Here is a 20282-nt window from a genome sequence, read left to right as displayed (position 1 = left end):
AAGCACCGGGCCATCTCATAACATTACGCAGCGATTGCCGTTTTACTTTTCTTCAAGCTCGATGTTGATACCCAACGAGCGAATTTCTTTAAGTAATACGTTGAAGGATTCTGGCATGCCAGGCTCCATTCTGTGGTCGCCATCGACGATGTTCTTGTACATCTTGGTACGGCCGTTAACGTCATCTGACTTAACAGTAAGCATTTCCTGAAGGGTATATGCAGCACCGTATGCTTCAAGTGCCCATACTTCCATCTCACCGAAGCGCTGGCCACCAAACTGTGCTTTACCACCAAGAGGTTGCTGTGTAACAAGGCTGTAAGAACCGGTAGAACGCGCGTGCATCTTATCGTCTACTAAGTGGTTCAGTTTCAACATGTACATGTAACCAACCGTTACAGGACGCTCAAATGCGTTACCAGTACGACCGTCGAACAAAGTAATCTGACCGCTTTCTGGAATATCAGCAAGCTTCAGCATTTCTTTGATTTCAGATTCACGAGCACCATCAAACACAGGCGTTGCGATCGGTACACCTTTACGCAGGTTCTCTGCAAGGCGCTTCACTTCATGATCGGTGAAGTTATCGATATCAACTTCTTGGTGACTTTCACCTAGTTCATATACTTCTTTCAAGAAGCTACGCAGTTTCTGCATTTCTTCATGTTCTTTAAGCATACGATCTATTTTCACACCAAGACCGTGCGCTGCCATACCCATGTGAGTTTCTAGGATCTGACCGATGTTCATACGAGACGGTACACCTAGTGGGTTAAGAACGATGTCTACCGGCGTACCGTTTTCATCGTATGGCATGTCTTCAACAGGCTGGATAGTTGAGATAACACCTTTGTTACCGTGACGTCCGGCCATTTTATCACCTGGCTGGATGTGACGTTTAACCGCTAGGTAAACCTTAACAATCTTAAGAACGCCTGGTGCTAGATCATCGCCTTGCGTAATCTTACGACGCTTGCCTTCGAACTTCTTATCGAAAGCGGCTTTAATCTCAGCGTGCTGTTCAGCGATTTGATCAAGTTCTAGCTGTGCATCTTCATCACTTAGTGCAATTTCAAACCACTTCTCACGTGGCAGGCTGTCAAGCTTAGCTTGATCAACACCAGCACGAAGTAATCCGTTTTGTGCACGAGCAAAAATACCGTCTGCAAGAATCTCGAACTCGTCAGTCAGGTCTTTCTTAACTTGACGAAGCTGCATATCTTCAATTTCTAGCGCACGTTTATCTTTCTCAACACCGTCACGAGTAAAGACTTGAACGTCAATAACCGTACCGTGAACAGAGTTAGGCACACGTAGTGACGTATCTTTTACGTCAGACGCTTTTTCACCGAAGATAGCTCTTAATAGTTTTTCTTCTGGCGTAAGTTGGGTTTCACCTTTAGGTGTCACTTTACCTACTAGGATATCGCCGCCTTTTACTTCAGCACCGATATACACAACGCCTGACTCATCAAGTTTACCTAGTGCTGACTCACCAACATTTGGGATATCAGAAGAAATTTCTTCTGGCCCAAGCTTGGTATCACGAGCAATACAACTAAGTTCTTGAATATGAATAGTCGTGAAACGGTCTTCCTGAGCTACGCGCTCAGAGATAAGGATTGAATCCTCGAAGTTATAACCATTCCAAGGCATGAACGCGATACGCATGTTCTGACCAAGTGCAAGGTCACCAAGGTCTGTCGAAGGACCATCGCCTAGCACGTCACCTGCAACAATCGGGTCGCCAACATTACACGTTGGACGTTGATTGATACACGTGTTTTGGTTTGAACGTGTGTATTTTGTCAAGTTGTAGATGTCGATACCTGCTTCACCAGGAAGCATTTCTTCTTCAGCTACTTTAATAACGATACGGCTAGCGTCAACATAGTCAACAACACCACCACGTTTAGCAACTACGGTTACACCCGAGTCTACCGCGATAGTTCTTTCCATACCGGTACCAACAAGCGGCTTATCAGCGCGCAATGTAGGTACTGCTTGACGTTGCATGTTTGCACCCATAAGTGCACGGTTAGCATCATCGTGTTCTAGGAACGGGATAATGCTTGCAGCAATTGAAACGATTTGCTGAGGTGACACGTCCATGTATTTGATGTCTTCTTTTGGCATCAAGGTCGTTTCACCGCGGTGACGACAAGGTATAAGGTCGTCAACGAGCTCACCGGCTTCGGTCAATGCAATATTCGCCTGAGCGATTGCGTACTGGCCTTCTTCGATTGCTGATAGGTAGTCAATTTCTTCGCTAACAATACCATCGACAATGCGACGGAATGGCGTTTCAAGGAAACCGAAATCATTGGTGCGGGCAAAGCTCGCCAATGAGTTAATAAGACCGATGTTCGGGCCTTCCGGTGTTTCGATTGGACACAGACGACCGTAGTGAGTCGGGTGTACGTCTCGAACCTCAAAGCCTGCACGTTCACGTGTAAGACCACCCGGGCCTAATGCAGAAATACGACGCTTATGCGTTACTTCTGATAGCGGGTTGTTTTGGTCCATGAACTGAGATAGCTGTGATGAACCGAAGAACTCTTTAACCGCTGCCGAAATCGGCTTAGCGTTAATAAGATCTTGAGGCATGATGTTATCGAGATCACCTAAACTTAGGCGCTCTTTAACGGCACGTTCTACACGCACTAAACCAACACGGAATTGGTTTTCAGCCATTTCACCAACTGAACGAATACGACGGTTACCAAGGTGATCGATATCATCAACTTCGTCTTTACCGTCACGAATCGTAATAAGCTGCTTCATTACCGACACGATGTCTTCTTTGTCCAGCGTACCAGAACCAATAAGCTCTTCACGACCTAAGCGACGGTTAAACTTCATACGACCAACAGATGACAAGTCGTAACGCTCTTCTGAGAAGAACAAGTTTTCAAACAACGTTTCTGCCGCGTCTTTTGTCGGTGGTTCACCAGGACGCATCATGCGATAAATTTCAACTAACGCTTCAAGGCGGTTAGTTGAAGAATCAATACGCAACGTATCTGATATGTAAGAACCGTGGTCTAGTTCGTTGATGTAAAGTGTTTCGAACTCTTTGATACCCGCTTGGCTTAGCGCCGCAAGGTTTTCAAGAGTAAGTTCGTCATTCGCACTTACAATCACTTCGCCTGTGTCTTCGTTTACGTATGTCGCAGCGAATACACGGCCGATCAGGTAATCTGCTGGTACTTCTAGTTCAGACAATCCAGCTTTTTCTAAAGCGCGGGTATGACGAGCAGAAATACGACGACCAGATTCCACAACAACGTTACCGTCACCGTCGATGATATCAAACTGAGCAGTTTCACCGCGTAAACGGTCTGGAACTACTTCCATCATCAACTTATCTTTGTCGATACGGATGCTAACTTTTTCGAAGAACGTGTCGAGGATTTCCTCTGACGTCATCTCTAGCGCGCGTAAGATGATAGTTGCAGGTAGCTTACGACGACGGTCGATACGTACGAACAAGTTATCTTTCGGGTCAAATTCAAAATCTAACCACGAACCACGGTATGGAATAACACGTGCATTATAAAGCACTTTACCAGACGAGTGAGTTTTGCCTTTATCGTGATCAAAGAACACACCAGGTGAACGGTGTAACTGAGATACAATAACGCGCTCTGTTCCGTTGATAACGAACGTACCGTTCTCTGTCATCAATGGAATTTCACCCATGTACACTTCTTGTTCTTTAATATCTTTTACGGTACCTGGGGCTGCGTCTTTGTCAAACAATACTAACCGTAGTTTTACTCTTAACGGAGCAGAGAAAGTTACACCGCGAATTTGACATTCTTTCACGTCAAAAACTGGCTCTCCCAGGCGATAGCTTACATATTGAAGCTCTGAATTACCTGAGTAACTTTTAATTGGAAAAACGGAACGAAATGCTGCTTCCAAGCCGTATTGAGCATCGGCGTCGATCTCAATGAACTTTTTGAAAGAATCAAGCTGAATTGAAAGAAGATACGGGATTTCCAGTACCTGTGGGCGTTTGCCAAAATCCTTACGGATACGTTTCTTTTCGCTATAAGAGTAAACCATGGGTTCCTCAGCCTGCTGATTTATGACCCAACCTGCTGCTAAATACTTTAAAACGCGTGCGACGGGCTAAGAGCTACGCTTTAAATGACGCATTAAGCAACAAACTTCCACAACCCTATTTCGGGTGATCCAAATAGCATACAACAAAATTTAACCAATTATTAGTTAACTTGTTGGATTTTTATGCATTTATTTTTTCACCGATATGCGCATTACGTAATGTAGACAAGGGTAAGATTCTACACACTATACAGCGCAAAAAGGCTGGTGGTTCAAAAAACCACCAGCCTTGCCGTCTCAGGCAAATAATCTAATCAAATTAGATTACTTAACTTCAACTTCAGCACCGGCTTCTTCAAGCTCTTTCTTAAGTGCTTCAGCTTCTTCTTTGCTTACGCCTTCTTTGATAGCTTTAGGAGCAGATTCAACTACTTCTTTAGCTTCTTTAAGACCTAGGCCAGTTGCGCCACGAACTGCTTTGATAACTGCAACTTTGTTTGCGCCGAATGAAGTCATTACAACGTCAAATTCAGTTTGTTCTTCAGCAGCAGCAGCTTCACCGCCTGCAGCAGGACCTGCAACAGCAACAGCTGCAGCAGATACGTTGAATTTTTCTTCAGCTGCTTCGATAAGCTCAACCAATTCCATAACTGGCATTTCAGCAATCGCGTTTAAAATATCTTCTTTAGTTAGAGCCATGTGGTCTAAACTCCTGGGGTTTTAATGTTAAAAAAATCAATATGCCAAAAACGGAAATTACTTCTCGTCTTTGATCGCCGCCAATACGCGCACAAACTTGCCAGGAACTTCGTTGATTGTTTGAACGAATTTCCCAACTGGTGCTTTGAAGGTTGCAAGTAGTCTTGCAAGTGCTTCGTCGCGAGTAGGAAGTGAAGCAACTGCGTCCAATTTCTCTGGACCAAGTAGACCACCACCAATAGACAACGCTGTTACATTTAGCTTATCGTTTTGCTTTGCAAAGTCTTTGAAAAGACGAGCTGCACCGCCAGGTGCATCAATTGAAAAGCCGTAGATAAGCTGGCCTGTAAGGGCGCTATCTAAGTCTGCAAACTTGCTGTCTGCCAACGCACGTTTAGCTAGAGTATTACGTATAACCTTAAGGTATACGCCTTGCTCACGAGCTTTAACGCGTAGGTCAGTCAGTTCTGCAACTTCCATCCCACGGTATTCAGCAACGGCAACGGATAGAGCGCGAGACGCAACTTCAGAAACTTCTGCTACGATCTCTTTTTTTGCTGCTAAACCTAGTGCCACTGAGTTCACCTCTTTGTATCTGACTTTGTTTACAGTTTCCTGTTCACGCCATCAGGGTTCACAGATTGATATCAACATAATTGATGATACCGCTCTACGGTGTTTGTTTCCCCAGAGAGTCTGAGTCAAACCACCGTCTGCGCAGGTTGTTCTATTAAGCGATATGTTTAATGTGATAGTTCTCTTACCTCTATCACCACATCGCACCTGCGGTCTTGGACGGGAGTGGCCAATCAGCACTGCTGTATTGACTACTCCAACCCATTACCTTTACAGAGAAACCGAGTTGCCCCGGTAGGGTATTACAAACCTACTGAAGCTTTATCTAGAGATACGCCAGCGCCCATAGTGGTGCTTAGGCTGATCTTCTTGATATAAGTACCTTTAGCAGAAGAAGGCTTCGCTTTCTTCAATGCTTCTAGTAGTGCTTCAAGGTTTTCTTGAATTTGGTTTGCTTCGAACGCGATCTTACCAATGCTAGCATGGATAATACCGTTCTTATCGTTACGGTAACGAACCTGACCCGCTTTTGCGTTCTTAACCGCAGTCGCAACGTCTGGCGTTACTGTACCCGTTTTAGGGTTAGGCATAAGACCACGTGGGCCTAAGATTTGACCTAGTTGACCAACAACACGCATCGCGTCTGGGCTAGCAACTACAACGTCAAAGTTCATTTCGCCTTTCTTAACTTGCTCAGCAAGGTCATCCATACCAACGATGTCTGCACCCGCTTCTTTCGCTGCTTCAGCGTTTGCGCCCTGTGTAAACACAGCAACACGAACGTCTTTACCTGTTCCGTTTGGAAGTACAGTTGCACCACGAACGTTTTGGTCAGATTTCTTAGCGTCAATACCAAGATTAACTGCAACGTCGATGCTTTCAGCAAACTTAGCAGTTGCTAACTCTTTAAGAAGAGCAACGGCTTCATTAATTTCGTATTCTTTTGTCGCTTCTACTTTCTCACGAACGAGACGAGCGCGTTTTGTTAATTTAGCCATTCGATTAGTCCTCTACGTTCAAGCCCATTGAGCGAGCAGAACCCGCGATAGTGCGTACCGCTGCATCTAAGTCAGCAGCAGTTAAGTCTGGCTCTTTTGCGTTAGCAATTTCTTCCAGCTGAGCGCGAGTAACTTTACCCACTTTCTCAGTGTTAGGACGGCCAGAACCGCTCTTGATGCCAGCTGCTTTCTTAAGCAAATAAGATGCAGGAGGAGTTTTAGTTTCGAATGTGAAAGAGCGATCTTCGTATACTGTAATTTCTACAGGTACTGGAGCGCCTTTCTCAAGGCTATCAGTTTTCGCATTGAAAGCCTTACAGAATTCCATGATGTTTACACCGTGTTGACCTAGTGCAGGACCAACTGGTGGACTTGGGTTAGCAGCGCCAGCTGCAACCTGAAGCTTGATAATACCGCTTACTTTTTTAGCCATTTTAAATGCTCTCTTGTTTGGGTCTGACGCCTCGCAAATACAGAGAATATTTGCTCAATCGGCTTCCCGTTTCCGTTTAAAAGGGCGCGCATTATATAAGGTGACTAATTACTATGCAAGGGCTATTTAGAATAAAAAACCATCGAAAGGTCAGTATTTTTTCTTTTTGGAATAGGTCAAAGTTTTTAACGCGTTAACACGCAAACATATAGACGAAACATCAAATTTGGAGAAATATAAATGGAGTTACTCACACAAGAAGAACTGAGCCAAGTTTCAGGTGGTGAGGGCTCGGAAGTTGCCTCCGGAGGCTTAACTGGTGGCGGCATTGGAGCGACTGGCGTTGGCTTTGCGGTAGCAGTCGGATTTACTGTGACCTTTCCTGTTGCTGTAGGCGCAATTGCTACAGGCGCTGCTTAGGAGTATTTTACTGATGATGAATAATCCGTTAGTACTCACCGAAGAGCAAATCGACACTGTCTCTGGAGGCAATATTTCACAAGCCGCTTTTGAAGGAGGTTTGGAAGGCGCTGCTACAGGTGCAGGTATAGGTGCTGCACTTGGTGCTTATGCTGGCCCTTTCAGTGCACTATTAGGCGGCCTATCGGAACTGGTGTCGGTACTATTGTTGGAGCAGCCGATGCAATATCAGATTACAATGAAACGTTGGATGAGTAAGTGAAATTAACACCGTTAGCAAGGCTTTACATGGCATGTGCCATGTTGGGCCTTTTTTCTTTTAGTGCGTTTATTGCAAATAACCACCTATTACTTTTATTCCATCAAGTTTGCATTGGAATTATTTTTTGGGTTCTTTTGCTTAGGCCCAAGCTTAAAACTAGCAAACTCGACACGAAAAAAATTAAGCAGGTAGTAGTATCCACTTTTTCATTTATCACAACACTCACTATTGGGGGGGTCGTAAATCAGAGCTATAAATGGCTCGTGGTTATTGCCGCTGTCGGAGTTTCAATCTGGCTTTATACCCTTCTTGAAAAGAATCGAATAAGTTATAAAGAGTAGTCGCAGTGACAGCATTTTTAATATGGTTTTTTGGGACAGGGTTAGTTAACTACGCGCTAAAAAAGTTTTGCAGAGTAGGTTTTTGGGCGTCGTGTGCTGATACCAAGAGATTTGCACAATGTTATGGCCACATTTTGCAGTATTTATTTGTTTTTACCTCGATGCTGCTAGCCATGTTGTTCGTAATTTAACGTTCAAATGAACGTACATTGCCAATCGTGCCCCCGAGTTCCAGATATAAAAAAAGACGGTCAAACCGTCTTTTTTCGGATATTTATAGAAGTCTAGCCTTTTTCTACCTGACCAAATTCTAGATCTACCGGTGTAGAACGACCGAAGATAAGTACCGACACTTTTACGCGGCTCTTTTCGTAGTCGACTTCTTCTACCACACCGTTGAAGTCTGCAAATGGACCGTCGGTAACGCGAACCACTTCGCCTGGCTCGAACAACGTTTTTGGTCTTGGCTTATCAACGTTTTCTTCAAGACGATTCAAGATAGCATCAGCTTCTTTTTGCGTAATTGGCATTGGGCGATCTGAAGTACCACCAATGAAACCAAGAACACGTGGTACACTTTTCACTAAGTGCCATGAATCTTCGTTCATCGCCATTTCTACCAATACATAACCTGGGTAGAATTTACGCTCAGATTTACGCTTCTGACCAGCACGCATTTCAACGACTTCTTCAGTAGGTACCAAAATCTGGCCGAAATGCTCTTCCATGTTATGCATTTTAATGTATTCAAGCAGCGTTTTTTTAACGCGCGCTTCATACTGAGAATATGCTTGTACTACGTACCATCTTTTCTTTACTTCTTCTTCAGACATACGCTTACGCTCCTATTCCAGTAATAAAGCCAACGACACGAACAATAATGCCGTCTAAACCCCAAAGGATTAGTGCCATCACTAATGTGGCCGCTAATACAATGAGAGTAGTTTGATTTGTTTCTTGACGTGTAGGCCAAACCACCTTGCGCACTTCTGTGCGAGACTCTTTGGCAAAGCTTAAGAACGTACTACCTTTCTCAGTCGACGCCGCAATAAACCCAGCTAACACTACGACTACTACCGCAGCAATAGCGCGATATAGTACCGAAATTTCACCATATACTGTGTTGGCTGTTACCAAACCAGCAAGCAGGGCGAAAACTACTACCCATTTAAACATGTCCAATGCATTGGACTGATTTTCCGTTTTTTCGCTCATGTCACGATCCTAGCACTACAGCGTCGTCATCACTCACGCACAAAGTACGCAAGCACTAATATTTGGCAGGGGTGGAGGGACTCGAACCCCCAACCATCGGTTTTGGAGACCGCTGTTCTACCAATTCGAACTACACCCCTGTGGTGTTTTATTTGTACATCAAAATTTACTTACACTGCCCTTGTGAAGTGTGCGTCTTTTCTTAGGAAAGTGCGGTATCGCAAGGGAGGGAGGCGTATTATACTTAACCACTTCCAACTTACAAGCGCTTTATCTTGTCCCTTTCCTATCTTTGTGCCACGTCACATTCAAAATATGTGTTTATTCAACACCAATGAAACCACCCGTTTGATGGGCCCATAACTTGGCATAAATGCCTTCTTGTGCAATAAGCTCTGCATGCGTTCCCTGCTCGACGATGGTACCTCTGTCTAGCACAAGAAGCCTATCCATTTGCGCAATCGTTGATAAGCGATGTGCAATGGCAAGTACTGTTTTGCCTTCCATCACTTTATCTAAACATGCTTGAATGGCAGCTTCTACTTCTGAATCTAACGCGGACGTTGCTTCGTCTAACACTAATACGGGCGCATCTTTCAGTAACACACGTGCAATAGCAACTCGCTGGCGTTGGCCTCCAGAGAGTTTAACGCCCCGTTCACCGACGTGCGCGTCGTACCCGGTACGCCCCTCACTGTCTGTAAGCGTAAGGATAAAATCATGTGCTTCGGCTTGCTTTGCGGCGCGTATCATATCGTCTTCGGTTGCATCAGTTCTTCCATACAAGATATTGTCTCTAACCGAACGATGCATGAGCGAGGTATCCTGAGTCACCATGCTTATTTTGGCCCGTAGGGTTTCCTGGTCGACCTCGGTAATATCCTGACCATCAATAATGATACGGCCTGATTGCGTGTCGTAGAAACGCATCAGTAAATTCACCAATGTTGACTTGCCAGCGCCGGAACGCCCAACCAGCCCAACCTTTTCTCCCGCTTGTATTGAAAGTTGGAGGTTGCTGAAAACATTAATTAGTTGATCGTTTGCGCCGTGATAGGCGAAATTTATATCGTCAAACTGAATGGCACCGCCACTCACTTTGAGGTCTGACGCATTATCAACATTTTGTACAGCAATAGGCTGCGCAAGGGTGTTCATGCCATCTTGTACGGTACCTAAGTTTTCAAATAAACCGGATACTTCCCACATTACCCAATGCGACATACCGTTTAGACGGAGGCACAAACTAATCGCAATGGCGATATCGCCCGGCGTGGCGATGCTTTCTAGCCACAGGAAAATAGACAGCGCACCTACGGCGAAAATAAGTATCGCATTGGCTATTTCAACGCAAAATTCTAACACCGTAACCAAGCGCATTTGCGGATACACGGTTTTAAGAAAGCCATCCATACTCTCTTTCGCATAATCTGCCTCACGACGGCTATGAGAAAAGAGCTTTACCGTTGTAATGTTGGTGTAGCTATCGACAATGCGTCCTGTCATCATAGAGCGTGCATCAGCCTGGCGTTGCGAGACAACTTTTAGCTTTGGTACCAACACCCTTAGTATCGCAATATACACAAAAAACCAGATAACCAGTGGTAACGCCAAGCGCCAGTCGGTACTAAAAATAAGCACCACCATAGAAATGAAATACACGCTGATGTACACGAGTAAGTCGAGGATTTTTGTAACTGTTTCACGCACAGAAAGTGCGGTCTGCATGACCTTGGTAGCTACCCGCCCCGCAAATTCATTGTGAAAAAAGGTGAGGCTTTGCCCCAACAAATAACGGTGAGCCTGCCACCGTACGCGCATAGGATAATTTCCCATTAGCGACTGACGAGAAAAGAGTGAGCGCAGTAAAATAAAAAGCGGTATTAAGATAAGCACCGTGCCGCCCATGCCTATCAATGTCCACTTTTGGTCGTCCAAGAACGTGTCACGGTTTTGCTCAGAAAACCAATCAACCATTTGCCCTAAAAAACCAAAAAGGGCAACTTCTAACATCGCCACGATGGCACTCAATAGCGAGACAGTGAATACAACGCCCCACATACCTTGCGTATAGTACTTACAAAAGGCAACAAGCCCCTTTGGCGGTTGTGTGGGTGCACTGTCGGGGAAAGGCTGTGTGAGCCGTTCGAAGAATGAAAACATTAAGCAAACTCGCGTTATTCAGGCAATAGAATTTTGAATACGCGATTCTACACGAAGTGTTCAATAGATACGTAAAACATCCTTAATGTTCTCAGTCGTTTTTGCGAATAGTTATTCCAAAAAGCCGAGTGTTGAGAGTATTTCCTCCACTTTCTCGTGATGCTGCGATTGCCATTGTTCCAATGTCATTGATGCATCTTTCGTCGCACGCGCCTTTGCAATGTCGTAGGCGCGTAAGGCTTGTTGTTGCGGGATCACGGCAATCCCCTCTTCATCTGCTACAACTATATCGCCAGCCTCGACCCTAACCCCGCCGCACGTAATTGGCTGGTTAAGCGGGCTGATACAACGCTTTGCACCAGGTTTGGGTATCACACCACGCGCAAAGACGGGAAATTGGTTTTCGCGCGTTTCAGCTAGGTCTCGAATGACACCGTCAATGACAAAGCCCTTTATTCCTCTTGATTTGGCAATTGCGCACACGTTCCCACCTGCAACAGCAAATGTATCATCAGCCTCTACGACGATAATGTCGCCCGCTTTCGCCCTGTAAATTGCAGCATGCAACATAAGATGGTCACCAGGGGCACACTTAACTGTAAATGCGGGCCCTGCTATTCGAGGCATTTTGCTCCACAAGGGTTTAATTCCATAATCAATAAACTGCTCCCTTGGCAAGGCGTCAGCATAATCACAAGGTGATACTTCATCAAAATTGGGCATAGCATTGTCCTTACGTTAAGTGCGTTTAATTTATACAACCTTCAGTGATTACTATAACCAACTTGCTAGCACAAAGTTGTTACAACCTATGTATTTTCACTATAAGTCCTTTTTCTAATGGTTATGGCGTGATAAAAATTCACTATAACAACGCGTCGCGCGTAAGAGTGCAGGCGTACAATGACATCAAAGAGGAATCGCAATCCATGTTAAAGAATGTATTGAGTTTGAGTGTTGCGCTCGCGCTTACCGCATGTAGCCCACAAAGCACAACAAACGAATCGCAAACGCAGGCTAGCAGTGAAGTAATGCAAAAACAGGCCATGACGTCAGGCGTGATTAAAGCAAACATGGATTTGTCTGTCGACCCCGGTGACGACTTCTTCCGCTATGTAAACGGTAAATGGTTAGACAATACCGATATTCCAGCAGATAAATCGAGCTACGGTTCGTTTGTAATCCTTCGTGATGAAGCACAAGACCACGTCATGGATATTATTAAGTCTTCTGCCGAAGGTGACTTTAAAGCAGGAAGTGATGAGCAGAAAGTGGGTGATTTCTATCGCGCTTACATGGACATGGAAACGCGTAACGCACTGGGCACAACCCCATTAACGCCTGAGCTAGAAAAAATCAGTAGCATCGATAGCTACTCAGAACTCGCGGCCTATTTCGCTTATGCATCTCGGTATGGTTTCGGTACGCCATTTAGCCTTGCGCAATACCCTGACTTGAAATCACCACAAGAATATCTCATCTACACGTGGCAAAGTGGCTTAGGGCTACCTGATCGTGACTACTACTTCAAAGATGACGAAGCCTCGCAAAAAATCCGCGACGCTTATGTGGCACACATTGAAAAAATGTTTATTTTAGCAGGATTTGATGCCCCCGCTGACAGTGCAAAAATGCTTTTCGAACTCGAAACCAAAATTGCCAACGTTCACATGTCGAAAGAAGCCGCACGTAATTTCGCAGCTAATTACAATAAGCTATCGATAGAAGAGCTCAATGAATTGATGCCTAATTTCGACTGGAGTGCTTTTTTAGGCGCAGCTGAAATGACAAGTCTTTCGAACATCGGCATTCTACAAAAAGACTTTATGACATCCATCGATGGCATTATCAGTGAAACGTCGCTGGAAGACTGGAAAACGTTCTTACAATGGGGACTATTGAATGCGTCGGCAAGTCGTCTAAACGAAGCACTTGATACCGCTAATTTTGAGTTTTACAGTAAAGTGCTGCGCGGCGTTGAAGAACAACAGCCACAGTGGCGACGTGCGGTAAACCTTGCTAATGCTCATGTGGGCGAGCTCATCGGGAAAGTATATGTTAAACAACACTTCCCGCCTGAAGCCAAAGATCGCATGATGGAAATGGTAAATAACCTCTTACTTGCTTATAAACAAAGCATTGAAGAGCTTGACTGGATGACAGAAGAAACACGTGCACAAGCCCTTGATAAACTGTCTAAGTTTACGGTTAAGATTGGTTACCCTGACCAGTGGCGCGACTACTCAGCGCTTACCGTTGATGCAAGCAGTTTATTTAACAACATTAAGCGCTCAGCTGATGTGTTGTACGCTGAGACACTTAAGAAACAAGGCGGCCCAGTATGGACGCACGAATGGGGTATGACACCACAAACCGTTAACGCCTATTACAATCCACCTCTGAATGAAATTGTATTCCCAGCGGCTATTCTTCAGCCGCCATTTTTTGATATGAATGCAGAAGACGCAGTGAATTACGGTGGCATTGGGGCGGTTATTGGTCATGAGATTGGCCACGGTTTCGATGACACTGGTTCAACATTTGATGGCGACGGTGTATTAAGAAACTGGTGGAAAGATGAAGATCGTGCTGAGTTTGAAGCCCGCACAGGTAACTTAATTCAGCAGTACAATGCGTTTGAGGTATTACCCGACTTATTCGTTAATGGTGAATATACGCTAGGCGAAAACATCGGCGATTTAGGCGGTATTAGCATAGCGCTAAAAGCCTACCATCTCTCGCTTGATGGCGAAAAATCGCCTGAATTAGACGGTTTTACCGGCGACCAACGTGTATTCATCGGTTATGGTCAAGTATGGGCAAGTAAATACCGTGATGAAGCGTTACGTACGCAAATTCAAACAGATTCTCACTCGCCTACGCAATTCCGTACGAATGGCGCAGTAAGAAATGTTCCTGAATTCTATCAAGCCTTCGACGTAACTAAAGAAGATGCGCTTTACCTACCGCCAGAAGAGCGCGTAAAAATCTGGTAACAGTGACATTTTAGTAGCAAAAGGCGACACTAACCTGTCGCCTTTTTTGTACCTGACAACGAGAACCGTTTATGCCAGCACTTGTCATTACCTATCTATGTACTAGTACGCTTTATATTGCGTCGCTTTCATACTCTCCTTACCCGTTTCAATGGCTAATCAAAGTAATACCTATTTTACTGTTATTGCTGCCAGCATCAGGGGTATTGTCGCGAAAGCTATCCATGCTACTTTGCGGCGCTATATTTGCCAGTGGTAGTGGAGACATCTTGTTGGCACTGCCTATTGAACACAGCTTCACATATGGCCTGACAAGCTTTTTTATAGCGCATTGTTTATACATTGGAGCATTTTTATTATTAAAGAAATCGAATAATGAATCGCAAGGGGATCATACAGGGCAACAAAAGCTAACAGTTTTACCGTTATTGGGCATTGCTGGGTTCGCACTTGCGATGGGCGTGATTATTTTGCCTAGTACTGGCAGCCTGCTTGTACCGGTGGCGGCGTACTTATGTATTATTACGGGTATGGGATTAAGCGCGTTTATGCTTCGCATGCCACCACTAACTCAGGTTGGTGTCGTCAGCTTTTTGCTATCAGACGCCGCATTGGCCTATAACCTGTTCAATGGTCCGGTTGCTTACGCCAGTGTGGCGGTCATGAGTACCTACTATGTGGCGCAATTACTGATTATTTATGGCTTAGCCAATACAGTGCCTTCACGCTTTACCAAGCACCAATAATGCCTCTATAGCCAATTCAGCTTTATGTGATGGGACGAAAATATGGTCATGATAATAGGCCGCAACCACATTCGCGCTTATTCCTGCATGCGTTAACGCCGCGCTCATCGCGGCTGTCATACCAACAGCATCTAGGCTTGAATGCACTTTGCAGGTAATACATTTATATGCCCCCTCAAACACCAAGTCGGCCCAAAGCGCTGCATGTTTCTCTAAAATGAGCGTGACTCCCTCTTCTTCCTTGAACATTGCAAGCGCGTTGTCGGCTAGGGAAGCGGTGACCTGATGAGGCGACAGACTGACAAATACATACTCTTCACTACTCAAAACCGGAGTAAGATTTTTCAGTAAGTAAGACAAGTCAGTAATACCGCCCATCACAATCCTTTTTCGCTATTTTAACGTTTAAAGCTTACGAGCTCGAACACGCTTGCCTTTAATTTTTCCATCTCGGAAAAGTGTCATTGCACGCTTAACGCTTCGTGTTTTTACCGCCACAAAACTCTTACTATTTTGAACGGCGATTTTACCTACATCATCACCCGGTATACCGGCATCTTTCGTTAACGCACCCACTAAGTCACCAGGACGAAGTTTTTCTTTTTTGCCGGCACTTAATGAAATACATGAAAATTCAGGCAACGTGATGCGATTTTTGTGAAAGCGTAAACCTTGTGCACCTTTTAGTTCTATGTCGCTGTCTTGTAGCACTTCTATTTTTCTTAAGAAATGCTCTTCCTCTTCACTGACCAAGGTAATCGCAGTGCCGTCGGCTCCTGCTCTTGCAGTGCGTCCAATACGGTGAATATGTGTCTCAGGCTCTTCGCTTACGGTATAGTTTATTACTAATGCGATGTCATCGATATCCAGCCCTCGCGCAGCAACGTCCGTTGCTACCAATACTTGTAAAGCATCACTGGCAAATTGCATTAATACTGACGTTCTATCGTGCTGTTCCATATCACCTTGCAGCCCAGCTGCACTAAACCCTTCCTCAACTAATTCTTCTACCACTTCTTGTACTTGAACCCGACGGTTACAAAACACAATGGCATTTTTTGGTTGATAGTGTGTTAGTACTGCTTTTAACGCTTGGATACGCGTATGCGGCAACACGCTGAAACCAAGTTGCGTAATAGACGGCTTACTGGCGGTAGACTCTACTTTACATATTTCTGGAGAGGTCAAAAATTGTTTCGCAACTCGCTCAATCTGTTCGGTAAAGGTTGCCGAGAACAAGAGGGTTTGTATTTTTTTCGGCATTGGAGAGAAAATAACATCGAGGGCATCTTCAAACCCCATATCTAACATACGGTCTGCTTCATCTAATACACGAAGCTTTACGGCTGACAAATCAAGACGACGTCGTTCTACGTGGTCCATGATGCGACCAGGCGTACCAACAATAATCTGTGCACCATGCTTTAATGACTGAATTTGTGGCCCCATAGGTTGCCCGCCACAAAGCGTTAACACTTTGATATTGCCAATTTGCTTCGCTGCATTTCTGCATTGTTGTGCTACCTGATCTGCCAACTCGCGGGTTGGGCACAATATAACCACTTGTGTAACAAAACGCGTAGGGTCGATAGTTTCTAACGCAGGGATAACAAAACACAGGGTTTTACCACTTCCTGTTTGAGCTTGCCCTATTATGTCTTTGCCTGTTAAAGCAATAGGTAGCGACTGTTGCTGAATAGGTGATAGCGTGAAAATACCTTGTGTATCAAGCGCCTTTACAATAGCCGGTTGAATGTTGAGGTGCTTAATTGTTTCAATTGTCATTACTTTTCCCAAAGATGCACGACACCATCTTCAATGTGGTGTACTACTTGGTGCTGTGAATACACACTGCGACTCCATTCTTCCAACTTCAGCTTGAATGCAGTGTCTTGTTTAATTTTTGCTGATGCGAGTTTAAGTCTTTCCACAACCAACAATGAAGTATCTTGTTTTGATAGTGCTAAATAGGCTGATGTCGCTCGATAAGGCGCGACAAGTTTTATGGCTTTGCATTGTTGCTCAGTGCCGCTGCAGCCAAAATCAATGGCGCCTTGAGAAGCAAAAATAAAGTCTACTTCCCCATCTAGCAACGCTGACACAACCTCTTGCCAGCTATTGTAACTGTTTACGCGTAGTTTTGCGTTTTTTGCAACTTCATAACGATAGTCGTTTGTAAGCACGCCTATGTATTTGTCCTTTGGAATGGCGTGAATATTGTCATATCGCTTACCCTGAGAGCCAAAAATGCCATGTAAATTGCGTGAAATAGGTGATATCCAATGAAAGATGCTATCTCTTTCAGGCGTCATAACAATTGAAAAAACCAATACGTTAGGCTTGCTTTCAGCTTCTTTGGCAATACGCAGCCAAGGAGCAAAAAGAATGGTTGATGACATCCCAACATCATCCAATACATCTTTGACAAAATCAGCCGCAATCCCTTTTAGTTCTCCGCGTTCGGTAAGCTCACTAAATAGAGGCACTAAGTCAGAAATCACCCATAGGTCAGACATATCGGCGTTCAAATCAACGCCAATTCCTACTATGCCGAATTTGAATATTGTCTCACCTTTTACCGAGTGAGAATCAAAGGCTTGTTTGTTTTTTTGGAACGCCTCCGATATTTTGTAATTTGTCGCGACGAGCGATAGGGCTTCTGCACTATCCTGTTGGTCAGTGTTTTTTGACATCGCCGCATAAATGAGACGCAGAGATGACCCGTTTTTAGACCGTGACATTGAGCAAATTTGCACGCCCTCATCGCAAGGCAATGCAATGAGGGGGGTTACCCAATAGTAGTCATTTTCATTTTGCGGCGTGCGCACAACAACAGAGGTAATGTTAGAAACAACGCCAGGATCACTCGATGCAGAAGTAAACGCAATACGTGAATAGCCCGCTAAGACAGAAATATCTGTCAGTAAGTTTTTTGCATACTCGGTGCCCGTTACCGGTAAATCAGCCGGCATTAACTGCATATCTACTTGCAATAATAACGGCTCGTCGGCTTTTACGTCATACGTAAGCATGGCGTAAAAGCACAACAGCAAATAAATTACCGAGCTTGGAAAGCGTGTTGTAGTTTCCATTGAAGCGTCTGCCCTGCAAAGAACGGAACCATATCGGTACCGTCTGCTAAAGATACATGCTCAGGGACCGTCCATGTTTCCTTGGCGAGTGTAATTGTCGTTGTATTACGCGGCAATCCGTAGAAGTCCGCACCGAAATCACTTGCAAAGCCTTCGAGCTTATCCAATACACCTAGTTGCTCAAACACTTCTGCGTACAATTCTATCGCTGACCACGCACTGTAACAACCGGCACAGCCGCACGCATTTTCTTTCTTATGCTTGGCATGGGGGGCCGAATCTGTGCCTAAGAAGAACTTCTTGTTACCAGAGGCAACCATTTTTCTAAGCGCTTGTTGGTGCGTATTGCGCTTTAAAACAGGAAGGCAGTAATTGTGCGGACGCACACCACCTACTAATAAATCGTTTCGATTCAACAATAAATGTTGTGGTGTAATGGTTGCACCTACATTGTCATTAGCGTCGCTGACAAACGATGCGGCATCTGCCGTCGTAATATGTTCGAACACAATCTTAAGTTCAGGGAAAGCGGCGACAATTGGCGCAAGATGCGTATCAATAAACACCTTCTCTCTGTCGAAAATATCGATGTGGCTTTCTGTGACTTCGCCGTGGATCAATAGTAACAGCCCATGTGCTTGCATGGCTTCAAAAACAGGATAGAGTGCTTCGATACCTTTCACCGCCGCGTCTGAGTTTGTGGTTGCGCCCGCAGGGTATAGCTTACATGCAGTGACCCCTGCTGCTTTGGCGTCCGCAATATCTTTCGCTGATGTCGTATTGGTAAGAAATAACGTCATCAAAGGTTCAAACGTACTGCCCTTTGGCCTTGCTGCTTTTATTCTCTGCTTATAGGCAATTGCCATCTCTGCATTGACTACCGGCGGTACTAAATTAGGCATAACGATAGCACGCTGAAAGCAACGGGCAGTCGCGGGAACGGTTTCAGCCAGCATTTCGTTGTCACGAAAGTGTAAATGCCAATCATCGGGTGTTCTAATCGTAAGAGTTTGCATAGCCTGTAGTCTCTATAATGTTTCGTATACTTAAGATTTTTTGGTGTACGCTGCAATAATTACAATGCGGGTACCGTTTACCTTTCCCTCGATATGCAAAGGATTACTACTTAAACTAATACCACGAACAGGGGTGCCTCGCTTGGCGGTGAAGTTTGCCCCCTTAACATTGAGGTCTTTCGTTAAGTGTACATTATCGCCAGCATGCAGGGGAGTTCCGTTGCAGTCTAGTGTCGCATCTTGCTCAATAAGACCTGCTTCAGCCCACTGTTTTGTATCATCATCTAAGTACACCATATCCAGCAGGTCTTGGGCCCAACCTTCGGCGCTAAGCTTGTGTAGCAATCGATAACTCACTACTTGCACCGCAGGCGTGGGTGACCATACGGCGTCATTCAAACAGCGTAAATGGGTGGCGTTTAGTTCGTCGCTGCCCGTTATCTGCGCTACACACGTTTCACATGCTAGTATGGCACTTTGAGCAGTTTCATCGGGCGACTCAGGCACAAAGAAGACGTCTAGCCCGTTTGTACTTTTACACACCTCACACGCGTTACCCGCGCGGTTTTTTACACTTTCTTGCAGCACTTAATCTATTTCCATGCACATTTATTGAGCCACAGTATATCATATTTACTGCAAACTATTAGGCTGCAGCGCACGAAACAACGCGTCATATCCATCGCGTTTAATTAGGTGGACGATGGGAGACCCAAATGAATTTATCTGTGTCATAACCGTGCTGATTTGCAATCGCTAATAGCTTGCTTTGAACGGCATCAGAGAGTTCCTTTTCTCGCGCCAAAATCCATAAATAATCTTTGTCGGGGCCTGTTACAAGCGCGTACTGATACGCTTCTTTGTCTAAGGCCATCACCACATAGCTGGCGTAAAATGGGCCAAAAAATGAAACTTTTAGGTGTCCCGTCGTGTTATCTTTTACGAAGAATGCCTTTCCTTTGGCTTCATCCCATTCACCGTCTTGCTCAGAGAACCCGCGATTAACAACGTCAATACCGCCGTCATCACGCAGGGTATAGGTTGCGGTTACGTTGGACAGCCCATCCTCAAATCGATGATCGAATCTTGCGATTTCGTACCACTTACCTGCATATTTTTCAGCATCAAAGTTAGTTACGGGAGACACATTTTCGGGCACGCCAGTGCAGGCTGTTAGTGTCATGAGCAGCATTGCATATAAATAAATAATTCCGTTTTTCATATTAATCCTCGCCAGTTATTAATGTGGTACCG

The 20282-nt window shown here is 44.9% G+C and carries 19 protein-coding genes and 1 tRNA gene; 4 read left to right on the top strand and 16 right to left on the bottom strand.

Going from position 1 to position 20282, the window contains the following annotated elements:
- Positions 1-42: 42 nt before the first annotated feature.
- The 5 genes from rpoB to rplK form a co-directional block, all read right to left on the bottom strand.
- Positions 43-4071: a DNA-directed RNA polymerase subunit beta gene (gene rpoB, locus AC27EZ_RS10435; protein ID WP_487135269.1), complete on the bottom strand. Its 4029-nt coding sequence runs from the start codon at positions 4069-4071 to the stop codon at positions 43-45.
- A 324-nt stretch (positions 4072-4395) separates the two neighbouring features.
- Positions 4396-4770, bottom strand: a complete 375-nt coding sequence (gene rplL, locus AC27EZ_RS10430) for a 50S ribosomal protein L7/L12 (protein WP_487135268.1) — start codon at positions 4768-4770, stop codon at positions 4396-4398.
- A gap of 57 nt (positions 4771-4827) precedes the next feature.
- Positions 4828-5346, bottom strand: coding sequence for a 50S ribosomal protein L10 (gene rplJ / locus AC27EZ_RS10425; RefSeq protein ID WP_487135267.1), 519 nt, complete (start codon positions 5344-5346; stop codon positions 4828-4830).
- A gap of 302 nt (positions 5347-5648) precedes the next feature.
- Entirely contained in the window at positions 5649-6344 is a 696-nt protein-coding gene (gene rplA / locus AC27EZ_RS10420; protein WP_487135266.1) for a 50S ribosomal protein L1, read from the bottom strand.
- 4 nt (positions 6345-6348) lie between these two features.
- Complete coding sequence (gene rplK / locus AC27EZ_RS10415; protein ID WP_487135265.1) at positions 6349-6777, bottom strand: 50S ribosomal protein L11; 429 nt, start codon at positions 6775-6777, stop codon at positions 6349-6351.
- A gap of 240 nt (positions 6778-7017) precedes the next feature.
- On the opposite strand from rplK, the gene AC27EZ_RS10410 reads away from it, so the two are divergent.
- Both AC27EZ_RS10410 and AC27EZ_RS10405 read left to right on the top strand, forming a co-directional pair.
- Positions 7018-7197, top strand: coding sequence for a bacteriocin (locus AC27EZ_RS10410; protein ID WP_487135264.1), 180 nt, complete (start codon positions 7018-7020; stop codon positions 7195-7197).
- A gap of 13 nt (positions 7198-7210) precedes the next feature.
- Entirely contained in the window at positions 7211-7459 is a 249-nt protein-coding gene (locus tag AC27EZ_RS10405) for a hypothetical protein (protein WP_487135263.1), read from the top strand.
- 625 nt (positions 7460-8084) lie between these two features.
- Here AC27EZ_RS10405 and nusG read toward each other — a convergent pair.
- The 5 genes from nusG to AC27EZ_RS10380 all read right to left on the bottom strand — a co-directional run bounded on the left by nusG (position 8085) and on the right by AC27EZ_RS10380 (position 11901).
- Positions 8085-8633 carry a transcription termination/antitermination protein NusG gene (gene nusG / locus AC27EZ_RS10400; RefSeq protein WP_421132702.1) on the bottom strand — a complete coding sequence of 183 codons (549 nt, stop codon included), beginning with the start codon at positions 8631-8633 and terminating at the stop codon, positions 8085-8087.
- 4 nt (positions 8634-8637) lie between these two features.
- On the bottom strand, positions 8638-9015 hold the full coding sequence (gene secE / locus AC27EZ_RS10395; protein ID WP_421132703.1) for a preprotein translocase subunit SecE: 378 nt from the start codon (positions 9013-9015) through the stop codon (positions 8638-8640).
- A gap of 63 nt (positions 9016-9078) precedes the next feature.
- Positions 9079-9155 (bottom strand) — tRNA-Trp (locus tag AC27EZ_RS10390).
- A 181-nt stretch (positions 9156-9336) separates the two neighbouring features.
- Positions 9337-11178, bottom strand: coding sequence for an ABC transporter ATP-binding protein (locus AC27EZ_RS10385; RefSeq protein ID WP_487135262.1), 1842 nt, complete (start codon positions 11176-11178; stop codon positions 9337-9339).
- A gap of 111 nt (positions 11179-11289) precedes the next feature.
- On the bottom strand, positions 11290-11901 hold the full coding sequence (locus tag AC27EZ_RS10380; RefSeq protein ID WP_487135261.1) for an RraA family protein: 612 nt from the start codon (positions 11899-11901) through the stop codon (positions 11290-11292).
- Between the two features lie 206 nt (positions 11902-12107).
- On the opposite strand from AC27EZ_RS10380, the gene AC27EZ_RS10375 reads away from it, so the two are divergent.
- Both AC27EZ_RS10375 and AC27EZ_RS10370 read left to right on the top strand, forming a co-directional pair.
- A complete protein-coding gene (locus AC27EZ_RS10375) occupies positions 12108-14174 on the top strand; it encodes a M13 family metallopeptidase (RefSeq protein WP_487135260.1) in 2067 nt (688 codons plus the stop codon).
- Positions 14175-14245: 71 nt separating this feature from the next.
- A complete protein-coding gene (locus AC27EZ_RS10370; protein ID WP_487135259.1) occupies positions 14246-14920 on the top strand; it encodes a lysoplasmalogenase in 675 nt (224 codons plus the stop codon).
- Here the strand turns inward: AC27EZ_RS10370 and AC27EZ_RS10365 are convergent.
- From AC27EZ_RS10365 to AC27EZ_RS10340, 6 genes are all read right to left on the bottom strand, one after another.
- Positions 14897-15298, bottom strand: a complete 402-nt coding sequence (locus AC27EZ_RS10365) for an ACT domain-containing protein (RefSeq protein WP_487135258.1) — start codon at positions 15296-15298, stop codon at positions 14897-14899. The genes AC27EZ_RS10370 and AC27EZ_RS10365 overlap by 24 nt on opposite strands.
- 27 nt (positions 15299-15325) lie before the next feature.
- Complete coding sequence (dbpA, locus tag AC27EZ_RS10360) at positions 15326-16705, bottom strand: ATP-dependent RNA helicase DbpA (RefSeq protein WP_487135257.1); 1380 nt, start codon at positions 16703-16705, stop codon at positions 15326-15328.
- Positions 16705-18012: a substrate-binding periplasmic protein gene (locus tag AC27EZ_RS10355; protein WP_487135256.1), complete on the bottom strand. Its 1308-nt coding sequence runs from the start codon at positions 18010-18012 to the stop codon at positions 16705-16707. The genes dbpA and AC27EZ_RS10355 overlap by 1 nt, the downstream gene beginning before the upstream one ends.
- Positions 17979-19028, bottom strand: coding sequence for a dihydroorotase (gene pyrC / locus AC27EZ_RS10350; RefSeq protein WP_487135255.1), 1050 nt, complete (start codon positions 19026-19028; stop codon positions 17979-17981). Before pyrC ends, AC27EZ_RS10355 begins: the two co-directional genes overlap by 34 nt.
- Before the next feature lie 30 nt (positions 19029-19058).
- Positions 19059-19616 (bottom strand): PhnA domain-containing protein, encoded by a 558-nt coding sequence (locus AC27EZ_RS10345; protein ID WP_487135254.1) that lies wholly within the window; start codon positions 19614-19616, stop codon positions 19059-19061.
- 100 nt (positions 19617-19716) lie between these two features.
- Entirely contained in the window at positions 19717-20250 is a 534-nt protein-coding gene (locus AC27EZ_RS10340; protein ID WP_487135253.1) for a lipocalin family protein, read from the bottom strand.
- Positions 20251-20282 lie beyond the last annotated feature (32 nt).

It is taken from the genome of Alteromonas sp. 4NH20-0056, from assembly GCF_057539655.1.
The sequence above is the reverse complement of the archived record's forward strand: the minus strand, read 5'-3'. Positions and strand labels throughout refer to the sequence as shown.